This window comes from Bacillus subtilis subsp. subtilis str. 168 (genome assembly GCF_000009045.1).
Lineage (GTDB): Bacteria > Bacillota > Bacilli > Bacillales > Bacillaceae > Bacillus > Bacillus subtilis.
Genome location: NC_000964.3, coordinates 2,361,528 through 2,381,832, shown reverse-complemented (window position 1 = coordinate 2,381,832; position 20,305 = coordinate 2,361,528). Strand labels below are relative to the sequence as shown.

At 43.9% G+C, this 20,305-nt stretch carries 21 protein-coding genes, 1 pseudogene and 1 other annotated feature; all 22 genes and pseudogenes read left to right on the top strand.

The genetic code is table 11. The features are described 5' to 3' along the window. Positions 1-29 precede the first annotated feature (29 nt). Positions 30-479 carry a nucleoside diphosphate kinase gene (gene ndk / locus BSU_22730; RefSeq protein ID NP_390154.1) on the top strand — a complete coding sequence of 150 codons (450 nt, stop codon included), beginning with the start codon at positions 30-32 and terminating at the stop codon, positions 477-479. Positions 480-715: 236 nt separating this feature from the next. Further along, entirely contained in the window at positions 716-1,486 is a 771-nt protein-coding gene (gene cheR, locus BSU_22720) for a methyl-accepting chemotaxis proteins (MCPs) methyltransferase (protein NP_390153.2), read from the top strand. A 74-nt stretch (positions 1,487-1,560) separates the two neighbouring features. Continuing rightward, a complete protein-coding gene (aroF, locus tag BSU_22710; protein ID NP_390152.3) occupies positions 1,561-2,733 on the top strand; it encodes a chorismate synthase in 1,173 nt (390 codons plus the stop codon). After that, complete coding sequence (aroB, locus tag BSU_22700) at positions 2,733-3,821, top strand: 3-dehydroquinate synthase (RefSeq protein NP_390151.1); 1,089 nt, start codon at positions 2,733-2,735, stop codon at positions 3,819-3,821. The genes aroF and aroB overlap by 1 nt, the downstream gene beginning before the upstream one ends. Then, positions 3,818-4,201, top strand: a complete 384-nt coding sequence (gene aroH / locus BSU_22690) for a chorismate mutase (protein NP_390150.1) — start codon at positions 3,818-3,820, stop codon at positions 4,199-4,201. The genes aroB and aroH overlap by 4 nt, the downstream gene beginning before the upstream one ends. 215 nt (positions 4,202-4,416) lie before the next feature. Further along, on the top strand, positions 4,417-5,964 hold the full coding sequence (gene trpE, locus BSU_22680; protein NP_390149.1) for an anthranilate synthase: 1,548 nt from the start codon (positions 4,417-4,419) through the stop codon (positions 5,962-5,964). Continuing rightward, positions 5,936-6,952 carry an anthranilate phosphoribosyltransferase gene (trpD, locus tag BSU_22670; protein NP_390148.2) on the top strand — a complete coding sequence of 339 codons (1,017 nt, stop codon included), beginning with the start codon at positions 5,936-5,938 and terminating at the stop codon, positions 6,950-6,952. Before trpE ends, trpD begins: the two co-directional genes overlap by 29 nt. Then, positions 6,945-7,694, top strand: a sequence feature (Evidence 1a: Function from experimental evidences in the studied strain; PubMedId: 2422155, 9383185, 17555270, 10627030, 10714985, 12963367, 17114058; Product type e: enzyme). It overlaps the preceding gene by 8 nt. Continuing rightward, positions 6,945-7,694, top strand: a pseudogene (gene trpC, locus BSU_22660). Its footprint overlaps the feature before it by 750 nt. Before trpD ends, trpC begins: the two are co-directional and overlap by 8 nt. 4 nt (positions 7,695-7,698) lie before the next feature. After that, the gene (trpF, locus tag BSU_22650; protein ID NP_390146.3) at positions 7,699-8,346 is read left to right on the top strand and encodes a phosphoribosylanthranilate isomerase; all 648 of its coding nucleotides are present in this window, start codon (positions 7,699-7,701) and stop codon (positions 8,344-8,346) included. Further along, positions 8,327-9,529 (top strand): tryptophan synthase (beta subunit), encoded by a 1,203-nt coding sequence (gene trpB, locus BSU_22640; RefSeq protein NP_390145.2) that lies wholly within the window; start codon positions 8,327-8,329, stop codon positions 9,527-9,529. Before trpF ends, trpB begins: the two co-directional genes overlap by 20 nt. Beyond that, a complete protein-coding gene (gene trpA / locus BSU_22630; RefSeq protein NP_390144.1) occupies positions 9,522-10,325 on the top strand; it encodes a tryptophan synthase (alpha subunit) in 804 nt (267 codons plus the stop codon). Before trpB ends, trpA begins: the two co-directional genes overlap by 8 nt. 10 nt (positions 10,326-10,335) lie before the next feature. Further along, entirely contained in the window at positions 10,336-11,418 is a 1,083-nt protein-coding gene (gene hisC, locus BSU_22620; RefSeq protein NP_390143.2) for a histidinol-phosphate aminotransferase; tyrosine/phenylalanine aminotransferase (promiscuous), read from the top strand. A 48-nt stretch (positions 11,419-11,466) separates the two neighbouring features. Further along, the gene (tyrA, locus tag BSU_22610) at positions 11,467-12,582 is read left to right on the top strand and encodes a prephenate dehydrogenase (protein ID NP_390142.1); all 1,116 of its coding nucleotides are present in this window, start codon (positions 11,467-11,469) and stop codon (positions 12,580-12,582) included. A 10-nt stretch (positions 12,583-12,592) separates the two neighbouring features. Next, positions 12,593-13,879, top strand: coding sequence for a 3-phosphoshikimate 1-carboxyvinyltransferase (5-enolpyruvoylshikimate-3-phosphate synthase) (aroA, locus tag BSU_22600; protein NP_390141.1), 1,287 nt, complete (start codon positions 12,593-12,595; stop codon positions 13,877-13,879). 335 nt (positions 13,880-14,214) lie between these two features. Beyond that, complete coding sequence (gene ypiA, locus BSU_22590; protein NP_390140.1) at positions 14,215-15,486, top strand: hypothetical protein; 1,272 nt, start codon at positions 14,215-14,217, stop codon at positions 15,484-15,486. 71 nt (positions 15,487-15,557) lie between these two features. After that, positions 15,558-16,097 (top strand): hypothetical protein, encoded by a 540-nt coding sequence (ypiB, locus tag BSU_22580; RefSeq protein NP_390139.1) that lies wholly within the window; start codon positions 15,558-15,560, stop codon positions 16,095-16,097. A gap of 54 nt (positions 16,098-16,151) precedes the next feature. Beyond that, on the top strand, positions 16,152-16,598 hold the full coding sequence (ypiF, locus tag BSU_22570; protein NP_390138.1) for a hypothetical protein: 447 nt from the start codon (positions 16,152-16,154) through the stop codon (positions 16,596-16,598). Positions 16,599-16,740: 142 nt separating this feature from the next. After that, entirely contained in the window at positions 16,741-17,244 is a 504-nt protein-coding gene (gene qcrA, locus BSU_22560; RefSeq protein NP_390137.1) for a menaquinol:cytochrome c oxidoreductase (iron-sulfur subunit), read from the top strand. 1 nt (position 17,245) lies between these two features. Continuing rightward, a complete protein-coding gene (gene qcrB, locus BSU_22550; protein NP_390136.1) occupies positions 17,246-17,920 on the top strand; it encodes a menaquinol:cytochrome c oxidoreductase (cytochrome b subunit) in 675 nt (224 codons plus the stop codon). A 34-nt stretch (positions 17,921-17,954) separates the two neighbouring features. Further along, complete coding sequence (gene qcrC / locus BSU_22540) at positions 17,955-18,722, top strand: menaquinol:cytochrome c oxidoreductase (cytochrome cc subunit) (RefSeq protein ID NP_390135.1); 768 nt, start codon at positions 17,955-17,957, stop codon at positions 18,720-18,722. A 146-nt stretch (positions 18,723-18,868) separates the two neighbouring features. Further along, on the top strand, positions 18,869-19,426 hold the full coding sequence (ypjA, locus tag BSU_22530; RefSeq protein NP_390134.1) for a conserved integral inner membrane protein of unknown function: 558 nt from the start codon (positions 18,869-18,871) through the stop codon (positions 19,424-19,426). Positions 19,427-19,494: 68 nt separating this feature from the next. After that, the gene (gene ypjB, locus BSU_22520; protein NP_390133.1) at positions 19,495-20,289 is read left to right on the top strand and encodes a sporulation septum-associated protein; all 795 of its coding nucleotides are present in this window, start codon (positions 19,495-19,497) and stop codon (positions 20,287-20,289) included. Positions 20,290-20,305 lie beyond the last annotated feature (16 nt).

Genomic DNA, 20,305 nt, shown 5'->3' with positions numbered 1-20,305 from the left:
TATACATACATAATGATGGGGTGGAGAATATGATGGAAAAGACTTTTATCATGGTGAAACCAGACGGTGTCCAACGTCAGCTCATTGGGGACATTTTATCTAGATTCGAACGTAAGGGCTTACAATTAGCTGGCGCCAAGTTAATGAGAGTGACTGAACAAATGGCTGAGAAACACTACGCCGAACATCAAGGTAAGCCTTTCTTCGGAGAGCTCGTTGAGTTTATTACTTCAGGACCTGTATTCGCAATGGTGTGGGAAGGCGAAAATGTCATTGAAGTGACGAGACAGCTGATCGGGAAAACAAACCCTAAAGAAGCTTTACCTGGTACGATTCGTGGGGATTATGGCATGTTTGTCGGAAAAAACATCATCCACGGCTCTGATTCTCTCGAAAGTGCAGAACGCGAGATTAACATTTTCTTTAAGAATGAAGAATTAGTATCATATCAGCAGCTTATGGCAGGCTGGATCTATTAATCATTGTGAAAATAAGCAACAGAGCCGGCAACATATAACGCCGCCGGTTTTTGTTCTGTTTTGTAAAGGTTTACATTAAAGTGAATAAAGGGTTGAATGGCAGTGTGCATCAGACCTCTGCCTTTCCCAACGATCTAAAATCAGCTGAAAAGCTGATTTTTTTATTGAAACAATACAATTTCCTGATAAAACAAGCTATACTAGGACAAAAAGACAGCGAGACTGGGAGAGTAGAGATGGATACATACAGCGTATTTACAACGAAATGGAAACAATTAACCGGAGTCGATTTAACACTATATAAAGAAGCACAAATGAAGAGAAGGCTAACGTCACTTTATGAGAAAAAGGGGTTCCAAAGCTTTAAGGACTTTGCTGCGGCATTGGAAAAGGATCAAGCTCTCTTAAATGAAACATTGGACAGAATGACGATCAATGTTTCAGAATTTTATCGTAATTATAAAAGATGGGAAGTTCTTGAGACTGCAATTCTGCCGTTAATCAAGACCTCTAGGCCTTTAAAAATTTGGAGTGCCGCCTGCTCAACGGGGGAGGAGCCATACACGCTTGCCATGCTTTTGGACCAGCAAAAAGGTCTTCCGGGCTATCAGATTTTAGCGACGGATATTGATGAAAAAGCATTGGAAAAAGCGAAAAAAGGCGTTTATCAGGAGCGGTCTTTACAGGAAGTGCCGCTATCTGTGAAAGATCGTTATTTTACGCAAAACGCAAATAGAAGTTATGAAGTGAAAACGGAAATCAAAAAGAATATTACATTCAAAAAGCACAATTTGCTGGCGGATCGTTATGAACAAGACTTTGACTTAATCGTGTGCCGCAATGTATTTATTTATTTTACAGAAAGCGCGAAGGAAGAGCTGTATTTAAAAATGGCACATAGCTTGAAGAAGAATGGAGTTCTTTTTGTCGGCAGCACCGAGCAAATCTTCAATCCCGAGAAATTTGGCCTAGTCCCAGCCGATACATTCTTTTATCAAAAAAGATAGACTGACTTTTTGCTGAAAAATATGTTATAGTAGTCTTACTTAAAAGCGTTAATGCGATGAAGGGAGAAGAAGTCATGAGATATTTAACAGCCGGAGAATCACACGGCCCCCAACTGACAACCATTATTGAGGGTGTACCTGCCGGGCTTTACATAACGGAGGAAGATATCAATTTTGAGCTTGCCAGACGCCAAAAAGGACACGGCCGCGGCCGCCGCATGCAGATCGAAAAAGACCAGGCCAAAATTATGAGCGGGGTGCGCCATGCACGTACACTCGGTTCGCCAATTGCTCTCGTAGTTGAAAATAACGATTGGAAGCATTGGACAAAAATCATGGGCGCCGCTCCGATTACAGAAGATGAAGAAAAGGAAATGAAGCGCCAGATTTCCAGACCGAGACCTGGGCACGCTGACTTAAACGGTGCAATTAAATATAATCATCGTGATATGAGAAATGTGCTTGAGCGTTCTTCAGCAAGGGAAACAACTGTCAGAGTGGCGGCAGGGGCTGTAGCTAAAAAGATTCTTTCTGAGCTTGGCATTAAGGTGGCGGGCCACGTGTTGCAAATTGGCGCTGTTAAAGCTGAAAAAACAGAGTATACGTCAATTGAAGACTTGCAGCGTGTAACGGAAGAGTCTCCTGTCAGATGCTACGATGAAGAGGCAGGCAAAAAAATGATGGCTGCCATTGATGAAGCAAAGGCAAACGGAGATTCCATCGGCGGAATAGTAGAAGTCATTGTCGAGGGAATGCCGGTAGGCGTGGGCAGCTATGTCCATTATGACCGCAAGCTGGATAGCAAGCTTGCTGCCGCTGTTCTGTCAATTAACGCATTTAAAGGTGTGGAATTCGGCATCGGATTTGAGGCAGCAGGGCGAAATGGAAGCGAAGTCCATGACGAGATCATTTGGGACGAGGAAAAAGGATACACCCGTGCTACTAACAGACTTGGCGGACTGGAAGGCGGCATGACGACAGGGATGCCGATTGTTGTCCGCGGAGTCATGAAGCCGATTCCGACTTTGTATAAACCGCTGAAAAGTGTCGATATTGAAACGAAAGAACCGTTTTCTGCCAGCATTGAACGTTCAGACAGCTGTGCTGTTCCTGCGGCAAGTGTAGTCGCTGAAGCGGCTGTCGCTTGGGAAATTGCGAACGCAGTCGTTGAACAATTCGGATTAGATCAAATTGACCGCATTAGAGAAAATGTGGAGAATATGAGAAAACTGTCGAGGGAATTTTAATGAAGACACTGCATGTTCAAACTGCTTCCTCGTCATATCCTGTTTTTATCGGACAAGGTATCAGAAAAAAGGCTTGCGAACTATTAACCTCTTTAAACAGGCCTTTAACAAGGATTATGTTTGTCACGGATGAAGAAGTGGACCGCCTGTATGGTGATGAAATGCTCCATTTGCTGCAAGAAAAATGGCCTGTGAAAAAAGTGACGGTACCGAGTGGAGAGCAGGCAAAATCCATGGACATGTACACAAAATTGCAGAGTGAAGCGATTCGTTTTCATATGGATCGCTCCTCATGCATCATCGCATTCGGTGGCGGTGTTGTAGGGGATCTTGCCGGTTTTGTGGCTGCCACTTTTATGCGCGGCATTGATTTCATCCAAATGCCTACGACGCTCTTGGCGCATGACAGCGCAGTCGGAGGAAAAGTAGCCGTGAACCATCCGCTTGGAAAAAATCTAATCGGTGCGTTTTATCAGCCGAAAGCCGTGCTCTATGATACAGATTTCCTGCGTTCTCTGCCTGAAAAAGAGCTTAGGTCCGGAATGGCAGAAGTGATTAAACACGCTTTTATCTATGACAGAGCGTTTCTGGAGGAGCTGCTGAATATCCACTCACTGCGTGATATCACTAATGATCAGCTGAATGACATGATTTTTAAAGGCATTTCAATTAAAGCGTCTGTCGTTCAGCAGGATGAAAAAGAAGAGGGGATAAGAGCTTACTTAAACTTTGGGCATACGCTCGGCCATGCCGTTGAGGCGGAATATGGATATGGGCAGATCACTCACGGTGATGCCGTAGCCCTCGGAATGCAGTTTGCTTTATATATAAGCGAAAAGACTGTAGGCTGTGAAATGGACAGAAAACGTTTGGTCAGCTGGCTAAAAAGCCTGGGTTATCCAAGTCAAATCAGAAAAGAGACGGAAACTTCGGTTCTCTTGAACCGTATGATGAATGATAAGAAAACCCGTGGCGGGAAGATTCAGTTTATTGTGCTCAACGAATTAGGGAAAGTTGCTGATCATACATTTTCCAGAAATGAACTTGAGAGCTGGCTGAACAAATGGCGATTGGAGGAGACATCATGATGATTCGCGGAATTCGCGGAGCAACTACAGTTGAACGGGATACTGAAGAAGAAATTTTACAAAAAACTAAACAGCTGTTAGAGAAAATCATAGAAGAAAATCATACAAAACCGGAAGATGTTGTTCAAATGCTTCTGTCGGCTACACCTGATTTGCACGCTGTTTTCCCGGCAAAAGCTGTTCGCGAGCTTTCAGGATGGCAGTATGTACCGGTAACATGTATGCAGGAAATGGACGTAACAGGCGGTCTGAAAAAGTGCATAAGAGTCATGATGACGGTCCAGACAGATGTCCCTCAGGATCAGATCAGACATGTATATTTAGAAAAAGTTGTCGTATTGAGGCCCGATTTATCATTGACAAAAAATACTGAATTGTAATACGATAAGAACAGCTTAGAAATACACAAGAGTGTGTATAAAGCAATTAGAATGAGTTGAGTTAGAGAATAGGGTAGCAGAGAATGAGTTTAGTTGAGCTGAGACATTATGTTTATTCTACCCAAAAGAAGTCTTTCTTTTGGGTTTATTTGTTATATAGTATTTTATCCTCTCATGCCATCTTCTCATTCTCCTTGCCATAAGGAGTGAGAGCAATGAATTTCCAATCAAACATTTCCGCATTTTTAGAGGACAGCTTGTCCCACCACACGATACCGATTGTGGAGACCTTCACAGTCGATACACTGACACCCATTCAAATGATAGAGAAGCTTGACAGGGAGATTACGTATCTTCTTGAAAGCAAGGACGATACATCCACTTGGTCCAGATATTCGTTTATCGGCCTGAATCCATTTCTCACAATTAAAGAAGAGCAGGGCCGTTTTTCGGCCGCTGATCAGGACAGCAAATCTCTTTACACAGGAAATGAACTAAAAGAAGTGCTGAACTGGATGAATACCACATACAAAATCAAAACACCTGAGCTTGGCATTCCTTTTGTCGGCGGAGCTGTCGGGTACTTAAGCTATGATATGATCCCGCTGATTGAGCCTTCTGTTCCTTCGCATACCAAAGAAACAGACATGGAAAAGTGTATGCTGTTTGTTTGCCGGACATTAATTGCGTATGATCATGAAACCAAAAACGTCCACTTTATCCAATATGCAAGGCTCACTGGAGAGGAAACAAAAAACGAAAAAATGGATGTATTCCATCAAAATCATCTGGAGCTTCAAAATCTCATTGAAAAAATGATGGACCAAAAAAACATAAAAGAGCTGTTTCTTTCTGCTGATTCATACAAGACACCCAGCTTTGAGACAGTATCTTCTAATTATGAAAAATCGGCTTTTATGGCTGATGTAGAAAAAATCAAAAGCTATATAAAAGCAGGCGATATCTTCCAGGGTGTTTTATCACAAAAATTTGAGGTGCCGATAAAAGCAGATGCTTTTGAGTTATACCGAGTGCTTAGGATCGTCAATCCTTCGCCGTATATGTATTATATGAAACTGCTAGACAGAGAAATAGTCGGCAGCTCTCCGGAACGGTTAATACACGTTCAAGACGGGCACTTAGAAATCCATCCGATTGCCGGTACGAGAAAACGCGGTGCAGACAAAGCTGAAGATGAGAGACTGAAGGTTGAGCTCATGAAGGATGAAAAAGAAAAAGCGGAGCATTACATGCTCGTTGATCTTGCCCGAAACGATATCGGCAGAGTAGCAGAGTATGGTTCTGTTTCTGTGCCGGAGTTCACAAAAATTGTTTCCTTTTCACATGTCATGCACATTATCTCGGTGGTTACAGGCCGATTGAAAAAAGGGGTTCATCCTGTCGATGCACTGATGTCTGCTTTCCCGGCGGGGACTTTAACAGGCGCACCCAAAATCCGTGCCATGCAGCTTTTGCAAGAACTCGAGCCAACACCGAGAGAGACATACGGAGGGTGTATTGCCTACATTGGGTTTGACGGGAATATCGACTCTTGTATTACGATTCGCACGATGAGTGTAAAGAACGGTGTTGCATCGATACAGGCAGGTGCTGGCATTGTTGCTGATTCTGTTCCGGAAGCCGAATACGAAGAAAGCTGTAATAAAGCCGGTGCGCTGCTGAAAACGATTCATATTGCAGAAGACATGTTTCATAGCAAGGAGGATAAAGCTGATGAACAGATTTCTACAATTGTGCGTTGACGGAAAAACCCTTACTGCCGGTGAGGCTGAAACGCTGATGAATATGATGATGGCAGCGGAAATGACTCCTTCTGAAATGGGGGGGATATTGTCAATTCTTGCTCATCGGGGGGAGACGCCAGAAGAGCTTGCGGGTTTTGTGAAGGCAATGCGGGCACACGCTCTTACAGTCGATGGACTTCCTGATATTGTTGATACATGCGGAACAGGGGGAGACGGTATTTCCACTTTTAATATCTCAACGGCCTCGGCAATTGTTGCCTCGGCAGCTGGTGCGAAAATCGCTAAGCATGGCAATCGCTCTGTCTCTTCTAAAAGCGGAAGCGCTGATGTTTTAGAGGAGCTAGAGGTTTCTATTCAAACCACTCCCGAAAAGGTCAAAAGCAGCATTGAAACAAACAACATGGGATTTCTTTTTGCGCCGCTTTACCATTCGTCTATGAAACATGTAGCAGGTACTAGAAAAGAGCTAGGTTTCAGAACGGTATTTAATCTGCTTGGGCCGCTCAGCAATCCTTTACAGGCGAAGCGTCAGGTGATTGGGGTCTATTCTGTTGAAAAAGCTGGACTGATGGCAAGCGCACTGGAGACGTTTCAGCCGAAGCACGTTATGTTTGTATCAAGCCGTGACGGTTTAGATGAGCTTTCAATTACAGCACCGACCGACGTGATTGAATTAAAGGACGGAGAGCGCCGGGAGTATACCGTTTCACCCGAAGATTTCGGTTTCACAAATGGCAGACTTGAAGATTTACAGGTGCAGTCTCCGAAAGAGAGCGCTTATCTCATTCAGAATATTTTTGAAAATAAAAGCAGCAGTTCCGCTTTATCTATTACGGCTTTTAATGCGGGTGCTGCGATTTACACGGCGGGAATTACCGCCTCACTGAAGGAAGGAACGGAGCTGGCGTTAGAGACGATTACAAGCGGAGGCGCTGCCGCGCAGCTTGAACGACTAAAGCAGAAAGAGGAAGAGATCTATGCTTGAAAAAATCATCAAACAAAAGAAAGAAGAAGTGAAAACACTGGTTCTGCCGGTAGAGCAGCCTTTCGAGAAACGTTCATTTAAGGAGGCGCTGGCAAGCCCGAATCGGTTTATCGGGTTGATTGCCGAAGTGAAGAAAGCATCGCCGTCAAAAGGGCTTATTAAAGAGGATTTTGTACCTGTGCAGATTGCAAAAGACTATGAGGCTGCGAAGGCAGATGCGATTTCCGTTTTAACAGACACCCCGTTTTTTCAAGGGGAAAACAGCTATTTATCAGACGTAAAGCGTGCTGTTTCGATTCCTGTACTTAGAAAAGATTTTATTGATTCTCTTCAAGTAGAGGAATCAAGAAGAATCGGAGCGGATGCCATATTGTTAATCGGCGAGGTGCTTGATCCCTTACACCTTCATGAATTATATCTTGAAGCAGGTGAAAAGGGGATGGACGTGTTAGTGGAGGTTCATGATGCATCAACGCTAGAACAAATATTGAAAGTGTTCACACCCGACATTCTCGGCGTAAATAATCGAAACCTAAAAACGTTTGAAACATCTGTAAAGCAGACAGAACAAATCGCATCTCTCGTTCCGAAAGAATCCTTGCTTGTCAGCGAAAGCGGAATCGGTTCTTTAGAACATTTAACATTTGTCAATGAACATGGGGCGCGAGCTGTACTTATCGGTGAATCATTGATGAGACAAACTTCTCAGCGTAAAGCAATCCATGCTTTGTTTAGGGAGTGAGGTTGTGAAGAAACCGGCATTAAAATATTGCGGTATTCGGTCACTAAAGGATTTGCAGCTTGCGGCGGAATCACAGGCTGATTACCTAGGATTTATTTTTGCTGAAAGCAAACGAAAAGTATCTCCGGAAGATGTGAAAAAATGGCTGAACCAAGTTCGTGTCGAAAAACAGGTTGCAGGTGTTTTTGTTAATGAATCAATAGAGACGATGTCACGTATTGCCAAGAGCTTGAAGCTCGACGTCATTCAGCTTCACGGTGATGAAAAACCGGCGGATGCTGCTGCTCTTCGCAAGCTGACAGGCTGTGAAATATGGAAGGCGCTTCACCATCAAGATAACACAACTCAAGAAATAGCCCGCTTTAAAGATAATGTTGACGGCTTTGTGATTGATTCATCTGTAAAAGGGTCTAGAGGCGGAACTGGTGTTGCATTTTCTTGGGAATGTGTGCCGGAATATCAGCAGGCGGCTATTGGTAAACGCTGCTTTATCGCTGGCGGCGTGAATCCGGATAGCATCACACGCCTATTGAAATGGCAGCCAGAAGGAATTGACCTTGCCAGCGGAATTGAAAAAAACGGACAAAAAGATCAGAATCTGATGAGGCTTTTAGAAGAAAGGATGAACCGATATGTATCCATATCCGAATGAAATAGGCAGATACGGTGATTTTGGCGGAAAGTTTGTTCCGGAAACACTCATGCAGCCGTTAGATGAAATACAAACAGCATTTAAACAAATCAAGGATGATCCCGCTTTTCGTGAAGAGTATTATAAGCTGTTAAAGGACTATTCCGGACGCCCGACTGCATTAACATACGCTGATCGAGTCACTGAATACTTAGGCGGCGCGAAAATCTATTTGAAACGAGAAGATTTAAACCATACAGGTTCTCATAAAATCAATAATGCGCTAGGTCAAGCGCTGCTTGCTAAAAAAATGGGCAAAACGAAAATCATTGCTGAAACCGGTGCCGGCCAGCATGGTGTTGCCGCTGCAACAGTTGCAGCCAAATTCGGCTTTTCCTGTACTGTGTTTATGGGTGAAGAGGATGTTGCCCGCCAGTCTCTGAACGTTTTCCGCATGAAGCTTCTTGGAGCGGAGGTAGTGCCTGTAACAAGCGGAAACGGAACATTGAAGGATGCCACAAATGAGGCGATCCGGTACTGGGTTCAGCATTGTGAGGATCACTTTTATATGATTGGATCAGTTGTCGGCCCGCATCCTTATCCGCAAGTGGTCCGTGAATTTCAAAAAATGATCGGAGAGGAAGCGAAGGATCAGTTGAAACGTATTGAAGGCACTATGCCTGATAAAGTAGTGGCATGTGTAGGCGGAGGAAGCAATGCGATGGGTATGTTTCAGGCATTTTTAAATGAAGATGTTGAACTGATCGGCGCTGAAGCAGCAGGAAAAGGAATTGATACACCTCTTCATGCCGCCACTATTTCGAAAGGAACCGTAGGGGTTATTCACGGTTCATTGACTTATCTCATTCAGGATGAGTTCGGGCAAATTATTGAGCCCTACTCTATTTCAGCCGGTCTCGACTATCCTGGAATCGGTCCGGAGCATGCATATTTGCATAAAAGCGGCCGTGTCACTTATGACAGTATAACCGATGAAGAAGCGGTGGATGCATTAAAGCTTTTGTCAGAAAAAGAGGGGATTTTGCCGGCAATCGAATCTGCCCATGCGTTAGCGAAAGCATTCAAACTCGCCAAAGGAATGGATCGCGGTCAACTCATTCTCGTCTGTTTATCAGGCCGGGGAGACAAGGATGTCAACACATTAATGAATGTATTGGAAGAAGAGGTGAAAGCCCATGTTTAAATTGGATCTTCAACCATCAGAAAAATTGTTTATCCCGTTTATTACGGCGGGCGATCCAGTTCCTGAGGTTTCGATTGAACTGGCGAAGTCACTCCAAAAAGCAGGCGCCACAGCATTGGAGCTTGGTGTTGCATACTCTGACCCGCTTGCAGACGGTCCGGTGATCCAGCGGGCTTCAAAGCGGGCGCTTGATCAAGGAATGAATATCGTAAAGGCAATCGAATTAGGCGGAGAAATGAAAAAAAACGGAGTGAATATTCCGATTATCCTCTTTACGTATTATAATCCTGTGTTACAATTGAACAAAGAATACTTTTTCGCTTTACTGCGGGAAAATCATATTGACGGTCTGCTTGTTCCGGATCTGCCATTAGAAGAAAGCAACAGCCTTCAAGAGGAATGTAAAAGCCATGAGGTGACGTATATTTCTTTAGTTGCGCCGACAAGCGAAAGCCGTTTGAAAACCATTATTGAACAAGCCGAGGGGTTCGTCTACTGTGTATCTTCTCTGGGTGTGACCGGTGTCCGCAATGAGTTCAATTCATCCGTGTACCCGTTCATTCGTACTGTGAAGAATCTCAGCACTGTTCCGGTTGCTGTAGGGTTCGGTATATCAAACCGTGAACAGGTCATAAAGATGAATGAAATTAGTGACGGTGTCGTAGTGGGAAGTGCGCTCGTCAGAAAAATAGAAGAATTAAAGGACCGGCTCATCAGCGCTGAAACGAGAAATCAGGCGCTGCAGGAGTTTGAGGATTATGCAATGGCGTTTAGCGGCTTGTACAGTTTAAAATGAGGTGACTGATTTGCGTATCAAAGAACATTTAAAACAGCTGAAGCCTTATCAGCCTGGAAAGCCGATTGAAGCAGTGAAATCAGAATATGGCTTGGATAAAGTTGTGAAGCTTGCTTCAAACGAGAATCCTTACGGCTGTTCAGAGGCTGCAAAAGAGGCGCTTCATCATGAGATTCAACAGCTAGCCCTTTACCCGGACGGGTATAGCGCCGCTTTGCGGACAAGGCTCAGTAAGCACCTCAATGTCAGCGAAACATCACTTATTTTCGGCAACGGTTCTGATGAAATCATACAGATCATCTGCCGGGCATTTTTAAACGATAAAACAAACACGGTTACTGCTGCCCCCACTTTTCCGCAATATAAACATAATGCGGTTATTGAAGGTGCTGAAGTACGTGAAATTGCACTTCGTCCCGACGGCTCACATGATTTAGACGCCATGTTAGAAGCCATCGACGAACAGACACAAGTCGTTTGGATATGCAGCCCGAATAATCCGACTGGCACTTATACATCTGAAGGAGAATTACTCGCATTTCTGGAGCGCGTTCCTTCTCGTGTCCTTGTCGTTCTTGACGAAGCATATTATGAATATGTAACAGCAGAGGATTACCCGGAAACCGTGCCGCTCTTAAGCAAGTATTCCAATTTGATGATTTTGCGCACATTTTCAAAGGCATACGGTCTGGCAGCGCTCAGAGTCGGATACGGAATTGCTGACGAGAACCTGATTCGCCAGATTGAGCCGGCGAGAGAGCCGTTTAATACCAGCCGTCTGGGCCAGGCTGCGGCGATTGCAGCACTTGATGATCAAGCGTTTATTGCTTCCTGTGTCGAGCAAAATAATGCAGGCCTTCAGCAGTATTATGATTTTGCGAAAACTCATGGTTTAAAGTGCTACCCTTCACAGACAAATTTTGTGTTAATTGACTTTAAACGTCCTGCTGATGAACTGTTTCAGGCTCTGCTGGAAAAAGGCTATATCGTCCGGTCAGGAAACGCATTAGGTTTCCCGACATCACTCCGGATTACGATCGGAACAAAAGAGCAAAATGAAGAAATACTTGCCATTTTAGCTGAAATTTTATAAGAGGTGATCAAATATCACCTCTTTAGTCTATAAACCAGGTGATGACGTATGAATCAAATGAAAGATACAATATTGCTCGCCGGTCTCGGATTGATAGGCGGTTCGATTGCCCTAGCCATCAAAAAAAATCATCCCGGCAAACGGATTATCGGAATCGACATCTCTGATGAACAGGCGGTAGCGGCATTAAAATTAGGCGTGATAGACGATCGTGCTGATTCGTTTATTAGCGGTGTGAAAGAGGCAGCTACAGTAATCATTGCGACACCTGTTGAACAAACACTGGTTATGCTTGAAGAGCTGGCTCATTCAGGAATTGAACATGAGCTTTTGATTACGGATGTAGGAAGCACAAAGCAAAAAGTGGTTGATTACGCTGATCAAGTGCTGCCTAGCCGCTATCAATTTGTCGGAGGGCATCCGATGGCGGGTTCACATAAATCAGGAGTGGCCGCTGCGAAGGAGTTCCTGTTTGAAAATGCATTTTATATTTTAACGCCAGGCCAGAAAACGGACAAACAAGCTGTGGAACAGTTAAAAAACCTGCTGAAGGGGACGAATGCCCATTTTGTGGAAATGTCGCCAGAGGAGCATGATGGCGTTACAAGCGTAATCAGTCATTTTCCGCATATTGTAGCAGCTAGCCTTGTTCACCAAACCCATCATTCGGAAAACCTGTATCCGCTTGTTAAGCGTTTTGCTGCCGGCGGGTTCAGAGATATTACAAGGATTGCATCAAGCAGCCCGGCAATGTGGCGGGATATTTTATTACATAATAAAGATAAAATCTTAGACCGTTTTGATGAGTGGATTCGTGAAATTGACAAGATCCGTACATATGTAGAACAAGAAGATGCGGAAAATCTATTTCGTTATTTTAAAACAGCCAAGGATTATCGCGACGGGCTGCCGCTTCGGCAGAAGGGAGCGATACCTGCATTTTATGATTTATATGTGGATGTACCCGATCATCCGGGTGTAATATCCGAGATAACAGCGATCTTAGCTGCGGAGCGCATCAGTATCACGAATATCCGCATTATCGAAACACGAGAGGATATTAACGGGATTTTAAGGATCAGTTTTCAGTCTGATGACGACCGCAAAAGGGCAGAACAATGCATTGAAGCCCGGGCGGAATATGAAACTTTTTATGCTGATTGAGGTGGAAAAAATGAAACGAGATAAGGTGCAGACCTTACATGGAGAAATACATATTCCCGGTGATAAATCCATTTCTCACCGCTCTGTTATGTTTGGCGCGCTAGCGGCAGGCACAACAACAGTTAAAAACTTTCTGCCGGGAGCAGATTGTCTGAGCACGATCGATTGCTTTAGAAAAATGGGTGTTCACATTGAGCAAAGCAGCAGCGATGTCGTGATTCACGGAAAAGGAATCGATGCCCTGAAAGAGCCAGAAAGCCTTTTAGATGTCGGAAATTCAGGTACAACGATTCGCCTGATGCTCGGAATATTGGCGGGCCGTCCTTTTTACAGCGCGGTAGCCGGAGATGAGAGCATTGCGAAACGCCCAATGAAGCGTGTGACTGAGCCTTTGAAAAAAATGGGGGCTAAAATCGACGGCAGAGCCGGCGGAGAGTTTACACCGCTGTCAGTGAGCGGCGCTTCATTAAAAGGAATTGATTATGTATCACCTGTTGCAAGCGCGCAAATTAAATCTGCTGTTTTGCTGGCCGGATTACAGGCTGAGGGCACAACAACTGTAACAGAGCCCCATAAATCTCGGGACCACACTGAGCGGATGCTTTCTGCTTTTGGCGTTAAGCTTTCTGAAGATCAAACGAGTGTTTCCATTGCTGGTGGCCAGAAACTGACAGCTGCTGATATTTTTGTTCCTGGAGACATTTCTTCAGCCGCGTTTTTCCTTGCTGCTGGCGCGATGGTTCCAAACAGCAGAATTGTATTGAAAAACGTAGGTTTAAATCCGACTCGGACAGGTATTATTGATGTCCTTCAAAACATGGGGGCAAAACTTGAAATCAAACCATCTGCTGATAGCGGTGCAGAGCCTTATGGAGATTTGATTATAGAAACGTCATCTCTAAAGGCAGTTGAAATCGGAGGAGATATCATTCCGCGTTTAATTGATGAGATCCCTATCATCGCGCTTCTTGCGACTCAGGCGGAAGGAACCACCGTTATTAAGGACGCGGCAGAGCTAAAAGTGAAAGAAACAAACCGTATTGATACTGTTGTTTCTGAGCTTCGCAAGCTGGGTGCTGAAATTGAACCGACAGCAGATGGAATGAAGGTTTATGGCAAACAAACGTTGAAAGGCGGCGCTGCAGTGTCCAGCCACGGAGATCATCGAATCGGAATGATGCTTGGTATTGCTTCCTGTATAACGGAGGAGCCGATTGAAATCGAGCACACGGATGCCATTCACGTTTCTTATCCAACCTTCTTCGAGCATTTAAATAAGCTTTCGAAAAAATCCTGAAGTTTTACTTCAGGATTTTTTATGCAGATCATAATTCGAGGCGAAAAAACATAGCTTGTCTTATAGAACGGATAGAAAAACGAAAAGGGGGGATGTGCTTTACTTACAAGCCGGCAGGTCAAAGAGCTGCTTTACTGTACAGAGGGCGATCTTCCTTTTTTCATTTTCTATCTCAAGATCTTTTGGTAAACTAATAAGACTCAATAATTCCCTTCCGTACAGAAGCATCTTATTTGCCGGGGGCATTCGTCTGAATTATGATAAGATTAACCCGAACAAATAAAGCTTTTTTTGTATGGTTGATGTTGTATAGGAAAAGAAAGGACCGGTCCGATTTGAATACATTGATTCAAGAAGCCATAAAATTAGTTGAAGCAGGTGAAACAGAAAAAGGCCTCAACACGCTCTCGAAGGCTGAAAAACAGCTGCATGATGAAGATAAAGCCATTGCAGCCCAGCTTTATTACGAGTGGGGCGATGTAGAAAAAGCCATTTCACTGATTAGTGATCTACATGATTTATATCCAAATGAAACAGAACTGACGAATTTCTACGCTGAACTTTTAATAGATATTGACGAAGAAGAAAAAGCCCTCGCTGTGCTGGAGACTATTCCGGAAACAGATCCATCATATCCGGAAAGTTTGCTGCTTATGGCGGATCTTTATCAGATGCAGGGGTTATTCGAAGTCAGTGAACAAAAGCTTTTCCAGGCAAAGTCCATTCTGGACAATGAACCTGTTATTGATTTTGCACTGGGAGAACTTTACTTTGCTCAGGGAGCCTATGCAAAAGCGGTTCAATATTTTAAAACAACGGCTGAGGAGCAGAGTGAGATCGGGGGCGTTAATGTCCATCAAAGACTGGCAGAATCGTTAAGTGCCTCAGGTGAATTTGAGGATGCCATTCCATGGTATGAGAAAGCTGTCGATGAGAATCCTGATCCTAATACGATTTTCGGCTATGGTTTTACAGCCTTACAGGCGGGGCTTGTGAAAACAGCTATTAAGCAGCTGTCTGATTTAAAGGAGCTTGATCCATCTTATACTTCACTTTATATGCCGCTCTCGAAAAGCTATGAAGCTGAAGGAATGTATGAAGAGGCATTAAAAACGGCAAAAGAGGGGATCAGATATGATGAATATAACAAAGAACTTTTCCTTTATGCCGCCAAAATGGCCTTGAAAATCGGGAAGTCAGAAGAGGGGAAGAAGCTGCTTCAGGAGGCGCTTGCGCTTGATCCGGGCTTTGTCGAGGCGCTTCATACACTTCTTGCCGTGTATCACAAAGAAGAGGATTATGATCAGATCATTGATCTTATTCAAGAGGTTCGAAGCTACGGTGAAGAAGATCCTAAATACAATTGGTATCTTGCAAGCGCATATACTGAATTAGAGCAATACGAGGAAGCAAAACAATCCTTTGAGGCTGCCTATCTTCATTACCGGGAGGATAGAGATTTCTTATATGAATACGCAAGCTTCCTATTAGAAGAAGGTCTTCAAAAAGAAGCGCTGCCGCTTTTGAAAAAGGTTCTTGAAATGGACGGAGCCAATGAAGAGCTTGAAGAAACGATTTTGCGAATCGAGGATGAATTTTCTAGATAAGCAGGAATATTAACCATTCATGTGGAACATATAAGTATATAGATTATACGAACGATAGAGGAGGGAATTACATGCAGACCCCTGTTTCTGTCAATGAGAAAAAAGATTTTATCCGTTGGTTTTTAAACCATTATCAGTTAAAGCGCCGAGAGTGCGTTTGGATCTTGAACTACTTAATGAGCCATGATTCTCTCATGGAGAAGGTTCATTTTGTGGAGCAGGCTGAATTTTGCCCGAGAGGCATTATAATGTCAACACATTGTGTTGAAGAAGTTCCGTTCCGGTTCTATAAAGAGAATGTCATGACTACCGACGCGGAAAAATCTTTTCATGATATTAGATTAAATAAACAGCAGGATTTGTTTATCCAGCTTAATTTCCGTTCGGCTTACAGCTCACCTGAATATGCGGCGGTGCTGGAGTCCAACCCGCATATTCCGAAAAACCTTTTTGAGAATAAAAAAGATCAGGGATTGGCGGAACAGATTTTAGAGCACGCTATTTCCACATTCCAAAGAGAAAAATTATTAAAAGACATTGACGACGCGTTAGATCGTCATGATAAAGAGGCATTTGAACAATTATCGCGCCAATTAAATCAGCTCACATAATATGACCAGCCTTGCAGTGAATTGCAAGGCTTGTTGCCGTAAAGGGGGAGAACGATGAGGTGGAGAATCACTGATGCCAAGGACTATTTACAAGCTAAGGATTACATTGATACCGCTGTCATACCATTAATTAACATAAGGGTTAATAACCATTTTAAAATGGCGGCGGAGAAAGGCGAGTTTACGCAGCTTCTCTCAGAAGAACTTGAAAGGCAGTTAAAGGGACGGGTATATTTACTTCCGCCTTATACATATGTTGATAGAAATGAAATAACCGTTCAAGGGCTTAAGGATTTGCGGGAAGAGCTGATAACGGAATTTCCGCATGTTGTCCTGCTCACATCTGACGAAAGTTGGAGAGCTGAGGATGCGTTAGGCAAAATGATTGTTACATCGTCTGTTCCATTAGAGCATTTAAATGACTCTTTAAAAAGAAAAATATTGGATGAACGCACTGCTGAAATTTTGAACGTTTTGTTACAGTTATGGAGCACTTTATAAAAACACTTACATTTCCTTATAAACAATATTTTGGCTATATTGACCTTGCTGAGAGATTCATATATTATGAGGGTGTCTAGAGTTATTGCAATATTTTCTATTTTAGTCAGTTTGCAGGGGTGACTTAGAGGGGGGAGAAGAGATGGGCGGAAAACATGATATATCCAGACGTCAATTTTTGAATTATACGCTCACAGGCGTAGGAGGTTTTATGGCGGCTAGTATGCTCATGCCTATGGTTCGCTTCGCACTCGACCCGGTATTAAAATCGACAGGGAAGCAGGATATGGTTCAGGTTGTCAGCGTTGATGAGTTGACAAAAGAGCCGCAGCGCTTTGATTTTAAAATTAATCAAGTCGATGCCTGGTATGAGTCAGAAGAGTCAAGATCAGCCTGGGTCTTCAAAAACGGGGATGAAATTGTAGCACTTTCGCCAATTTGTAAGCATTTAGGGTGTACGGTGAACTGGAATAGTGATCCTAAAAACCCGAATAAATTCTTTTGTCCATGCCATTACGGACTCTATGAAAAGGACGGCACCAATGTCCCTGGCACGCCGCCGCTTGCGCCTCTTGATCATTATGAGCAAGAAGTAAAAGACGGCTTCCTGTATCTTGGAAAAGCAAAGCCTAAGGGGGAAGGGTGACATGCTGAACAAAATTTATGACTGGGTAGACGAGCGGCTTGATATTACACCGATGTGGAGGGATATTGCCGATCACGAAGTACCGGAACATGTGAATCCCGCCCATCATTTCTCTGCGTTTGTGTATTGCTTTGGGGGACTGACGTTTTTTGTAACCGTTATCCAAGTATTATCTGGAATGTTTTTAACGATGTATTATGTGCCTGATATCAAAAATGCCTGGGAATCGGTATATTATTTGCAAAATGAAGTGGCATTCGGCCAGATTGTCAGGGGGATGCACCACTGGGGTGCGAGCCTGGTCATTGTGATGATGTTTTTACATACGCTGAGGGTCTTTTTCCAAGGCGCGTATAAAAAACCGCGCGAGCTGAACTGGATTGTCGGTGTGCTGATCTTTTTTGTTATGCTCGGTCTTGGCTTTACAGGCTACTTGCTTCCTTGGGATATGAAGGCTCTGTTTGCAACAAAAGTCGGACTGCAGATCGCCGAAGCCACGCCTTTGATCGGAACGCAAGTTAAAACGCTCCTTGCAGGGCATCCGGATATTGTAGGCGCCCAAACGCTGACTAGGTTTTTTGCGATCCATGTATTTTTTCTTCCTGCCGCATTGTTCGGGCTGATGGCTGCACATTTTATTATGATCCGGAAGCAGGGGATTTCAGGACCGCTTTAAACTCTTGATCTGCGAATAAAAGGGAGGGGATGACATGCACCGGGGCAAAGGGATGAAATTTGTAGGCGACTCAAGGATACCGGCTGAAAAAAAGCCGAATATACCGAAGGATTATTCGGAGTATCCGGGTAAAACAGAGGCTTTCTGGCCAAATTTCTTGTTAAAGGAATGGATGGTTGGAGCTGTCTTTCTCATCGGTTTTCTCGTTTTGACGATTGTGCATCAGCCGCCTTTAGAGCGGATGGCGGACCCGACTGATACTGGTTATATTCCGCTGCCGGATTGGTATTTTCTTTTCTTATACCAGCTGTTGAAGTATGAATACGCCGCCGGAAGCTTTACAGTGGTCGGCGCCATGATTATGCCAGGTCTCGCTTTTGGGGCCCTGCTTTTGGCTCCATTCCTAGACAGAGGGACAGAAAGAAGGCCGTGGAAGCGTCCGGTCGCTGTCGGTATGATGCTTCTGGCCATTTCCGCTGCTGTATTTTTGACGTGGCAGTCAGTTGCTACTCATGACTGGGCCAAGGCAGAAGAACAGGGGAAAATTACAAAAGAAGCCGACATTGACACCAATGCAGAAGGATATAAGGTTTTTAAGGAACAGGGCTGTATTTCTTGCCATGGGGATAACCTTCAGGGAGGAGCGGCCGGGCCTTCATTGGTTGACAGCGGGCTGAAACCGGATGAAATCAAAAAAATCGCTGTAGAAGGGAAAGGCAAAATGCCGGCGGGTGTGTTCAAAGGAAATGATAAGCAGCTCGAAGAACTTGCAAAATTTATTTCTGAAACAACCGCAAAATAACGTATTGTGAATTGTCAAATGGAAGGATATACTTTTATTATCAAAAGCTGACCCGGCGTCAGCTTTTTTATATGGACATATTATTTTTACAGACTGAGAGTTGATTCGATGTGAAATGGTTTCAATATGTATTAGGGCAGCGGCCGATGCTTATTCTTGTCTTAGCCATTAATTTTCTGGGAACGGTTTACGGCTACTATTGGTACTTGCCGCAGCTTTTGGAGACACCGGCCCGTTTCCTGATTTTTGTTCCGGACAGTCCGACAGCAACGTTTTTCTTTCTGTTTGTGCTGCTTGCCTTTCTCATGAAACGGAATGCTCCGCTTTTAGAGGCGCTTGCGCTAGTTACCCTCGTAAAGTATGGCCTATGGGCGGTGGCTATGAATTTTCTTGTGCTTGCAGTAACTGGTGACTTGCCGTGGGAGGGCTACATGCTAATTGCTTCGCATTTTGCAATGGCAGTTCAAGGCGTATTATACAGTCCGTATTTTCGTTTTTCATTTTGGCATCTTGCAATTGCTGCAGTCTGGACACTGCATAACGATGTCATTGACTACTTGTTTGATATGATGCCGCAATACTCTATGCTTTCTGATTATATGACTGAAATAGGATACGGAACATTTTGGCTAAGTATCTTTTCAATCGCGCTTGCTTACTTTCTTGTGGTCTCAAAAAAGCAAACGAAGCTTGAGCTGATGTAAAGACAATGTTGGTCTATCCTTGTCCCTTTCTTCATATTCTGTAAGGAGAGAGAGTGGGAGGGACCTGCATGAAACGAAAGCTGACGATCTGTTTGTTGATTGCACTTATTTTTTATAATGGAAATGCCAAGGCTGCAGAGCGGGGAAGCCTCGAGGAATTGAATGATTTATCCGATACAGTCTTTCAAATGACCCGACAGGCGAAATATGAAGAGGCGCTTCAAGTCTTGGAGTATTTTGAAAAAACATTAAAATCCGCTGAGAAAAAACAGCAAGACCCCATGCTAACGGGAGCCCAAATTCGTCAAATCACATTGGGCTATAATGATATGGTTCGGAGTTTAAAGCAAGCTGATACATCAGACACACAAAAACTCAGAGCAGCCGCGCAGTTCAGAATGCTGATGGATGCGGTTGACAATCGGTCTGACCCGCTTTGGGGCTCACTGGAAAAACCGATTATGGAAGCTTTTACTGAACTGAAGCGAGATGTCCAAAAGAATGGAAGCACAAGCTTTCATGAAAAATGGAATGAATTTATCAGTTTATATGACTTGATTTACCCCAGTCTTACAATCGATGTATCAGAGGATCAGCTTGAAACAGTCGGAAAACATATAGATGTTATTGAGCAAGAGGAATTTCAGCAAATGACAGAGAGCACGAAGCTTGAACGGCTTTCCCTTCTTCAGCATGACCTGAAAAATGTGTTTGACAGGGTGGAGGAGGATGATGCCGATCCGTCTTTACTCTGGGTGATCATTACAACCGGCAGTATCATCATTACTGCTCTTACCTATGTCGGTTACAGAAAGTACAAGGCGGAAAAAAACAAGCTGAAAAAAAGGGACTACCCTAAATAAGGATGAGGGGCGGCGG

Coding starts and splice junctions, on each gene's coding strand:
- ypjB (NP_390133.1), top strand. CDS start 19,495: ATGAAACGAAAGCTGACGATCTGTTTGTTGATTGCACTTATTTTTTAT.
- trpD (NP_390148.2), top strand. CDS start 5,936: ATGAACAGATTTCTACAATTGTGCGTTGACGGAAAAACCCTTACTGCC.
- trpE (NP_390149.1), top strand. CDS start 4,417: ATGAATTTCCAATCAAACATTTCCGCATTTTTAGAGGACAGCTTGTCC.
- ypiF (NP_390138.1), top strand. CDS start 16,152: ATGAGGTGGAGAATCACTGATGCCAAGGACTATTTACAAGCTAAGGAT.
- qcrA (NP_390137.1), top strand. CDS start 16,741: ATGGGCGGAAAACATGATATATCCAGACGTCAATTTTTGAATTATACG.
- aroB (NP_390151.1), top strand. CDS start 2,733: ATGAAGACACTGCATGTTCAAACTGCTTCCTCGTCATATCCTGTTTTT.
- ypiB (NP_390139.1), top strand. CDS start 15,558: ATGCAGACCCCTGTTTCTGTCAATGAGAAAAAAGATTTTATCCGTTGG.
- qcrB (NP_390136.1), top strand. CDS start 17,246: ATGCTGAACAAAATTTATGACTGGGTAGACGAGCGGCTTGATATTACA.
- trpB (NP_390145.2), top strand. CDS start 8,327: ATGTATCCATATCCGAATGAAATAGGCAGATACGGTGATTTTGGCGGA.
- trpA (NP_390144.1), top strand. CDS start 9,522: ATGTTTAAATTGGATCTTCAACCATCAGAAAAATTGTTTATCCCGTTT.
- aroF (NP_390152.3), top strand. CDS start 1,561: ATGAGATATTTAACAGCCGGAGAATCACACGGCCCCCAACTGACAACC.
- aroH (NP_390150.1), top strand. CDS start 3,818: ATGATGATTCGCGGAATTCGCGGAGCAACTACAGTTGAACGGGATACT.
- ypjA (NP_390134.1), top strand. CDS start 18,869: ATGCTTATTCTTGTCTTAGCCATTAATTTTCTGGGAACGGTTTACGGC.
- qcrC (NP_390135.1), top strand. CDS start 17,955: ATGCACCGGGGCAAAGGGATGAAATTTGTAGGCGACTCAAGGATACCG.
- aroA (NP_390141.1), top strand. CDS start 12,593: ATGAAACGAGATAAGGTGCAGACCTTACATGGAGAAATACATATTCCC.
- ndk (NP_390154.1), top strand. CDS start 30: ATGATGGAAAAGACTTTTATCATGGTGAAACCAGACGGTGTCCAACGT.
- tyrA (NP_390142.1), top strand. CDS start 11,467: ATGAATCAAATGAAAGATACAATATTGCTCGCCGGTCTCGGATTGATA.
- cheR (NP_390153.2), top strand. CDS start 716: ATGGATACATACAGCGTATTTACAACGAAATGGAAACAATTAACCGGA.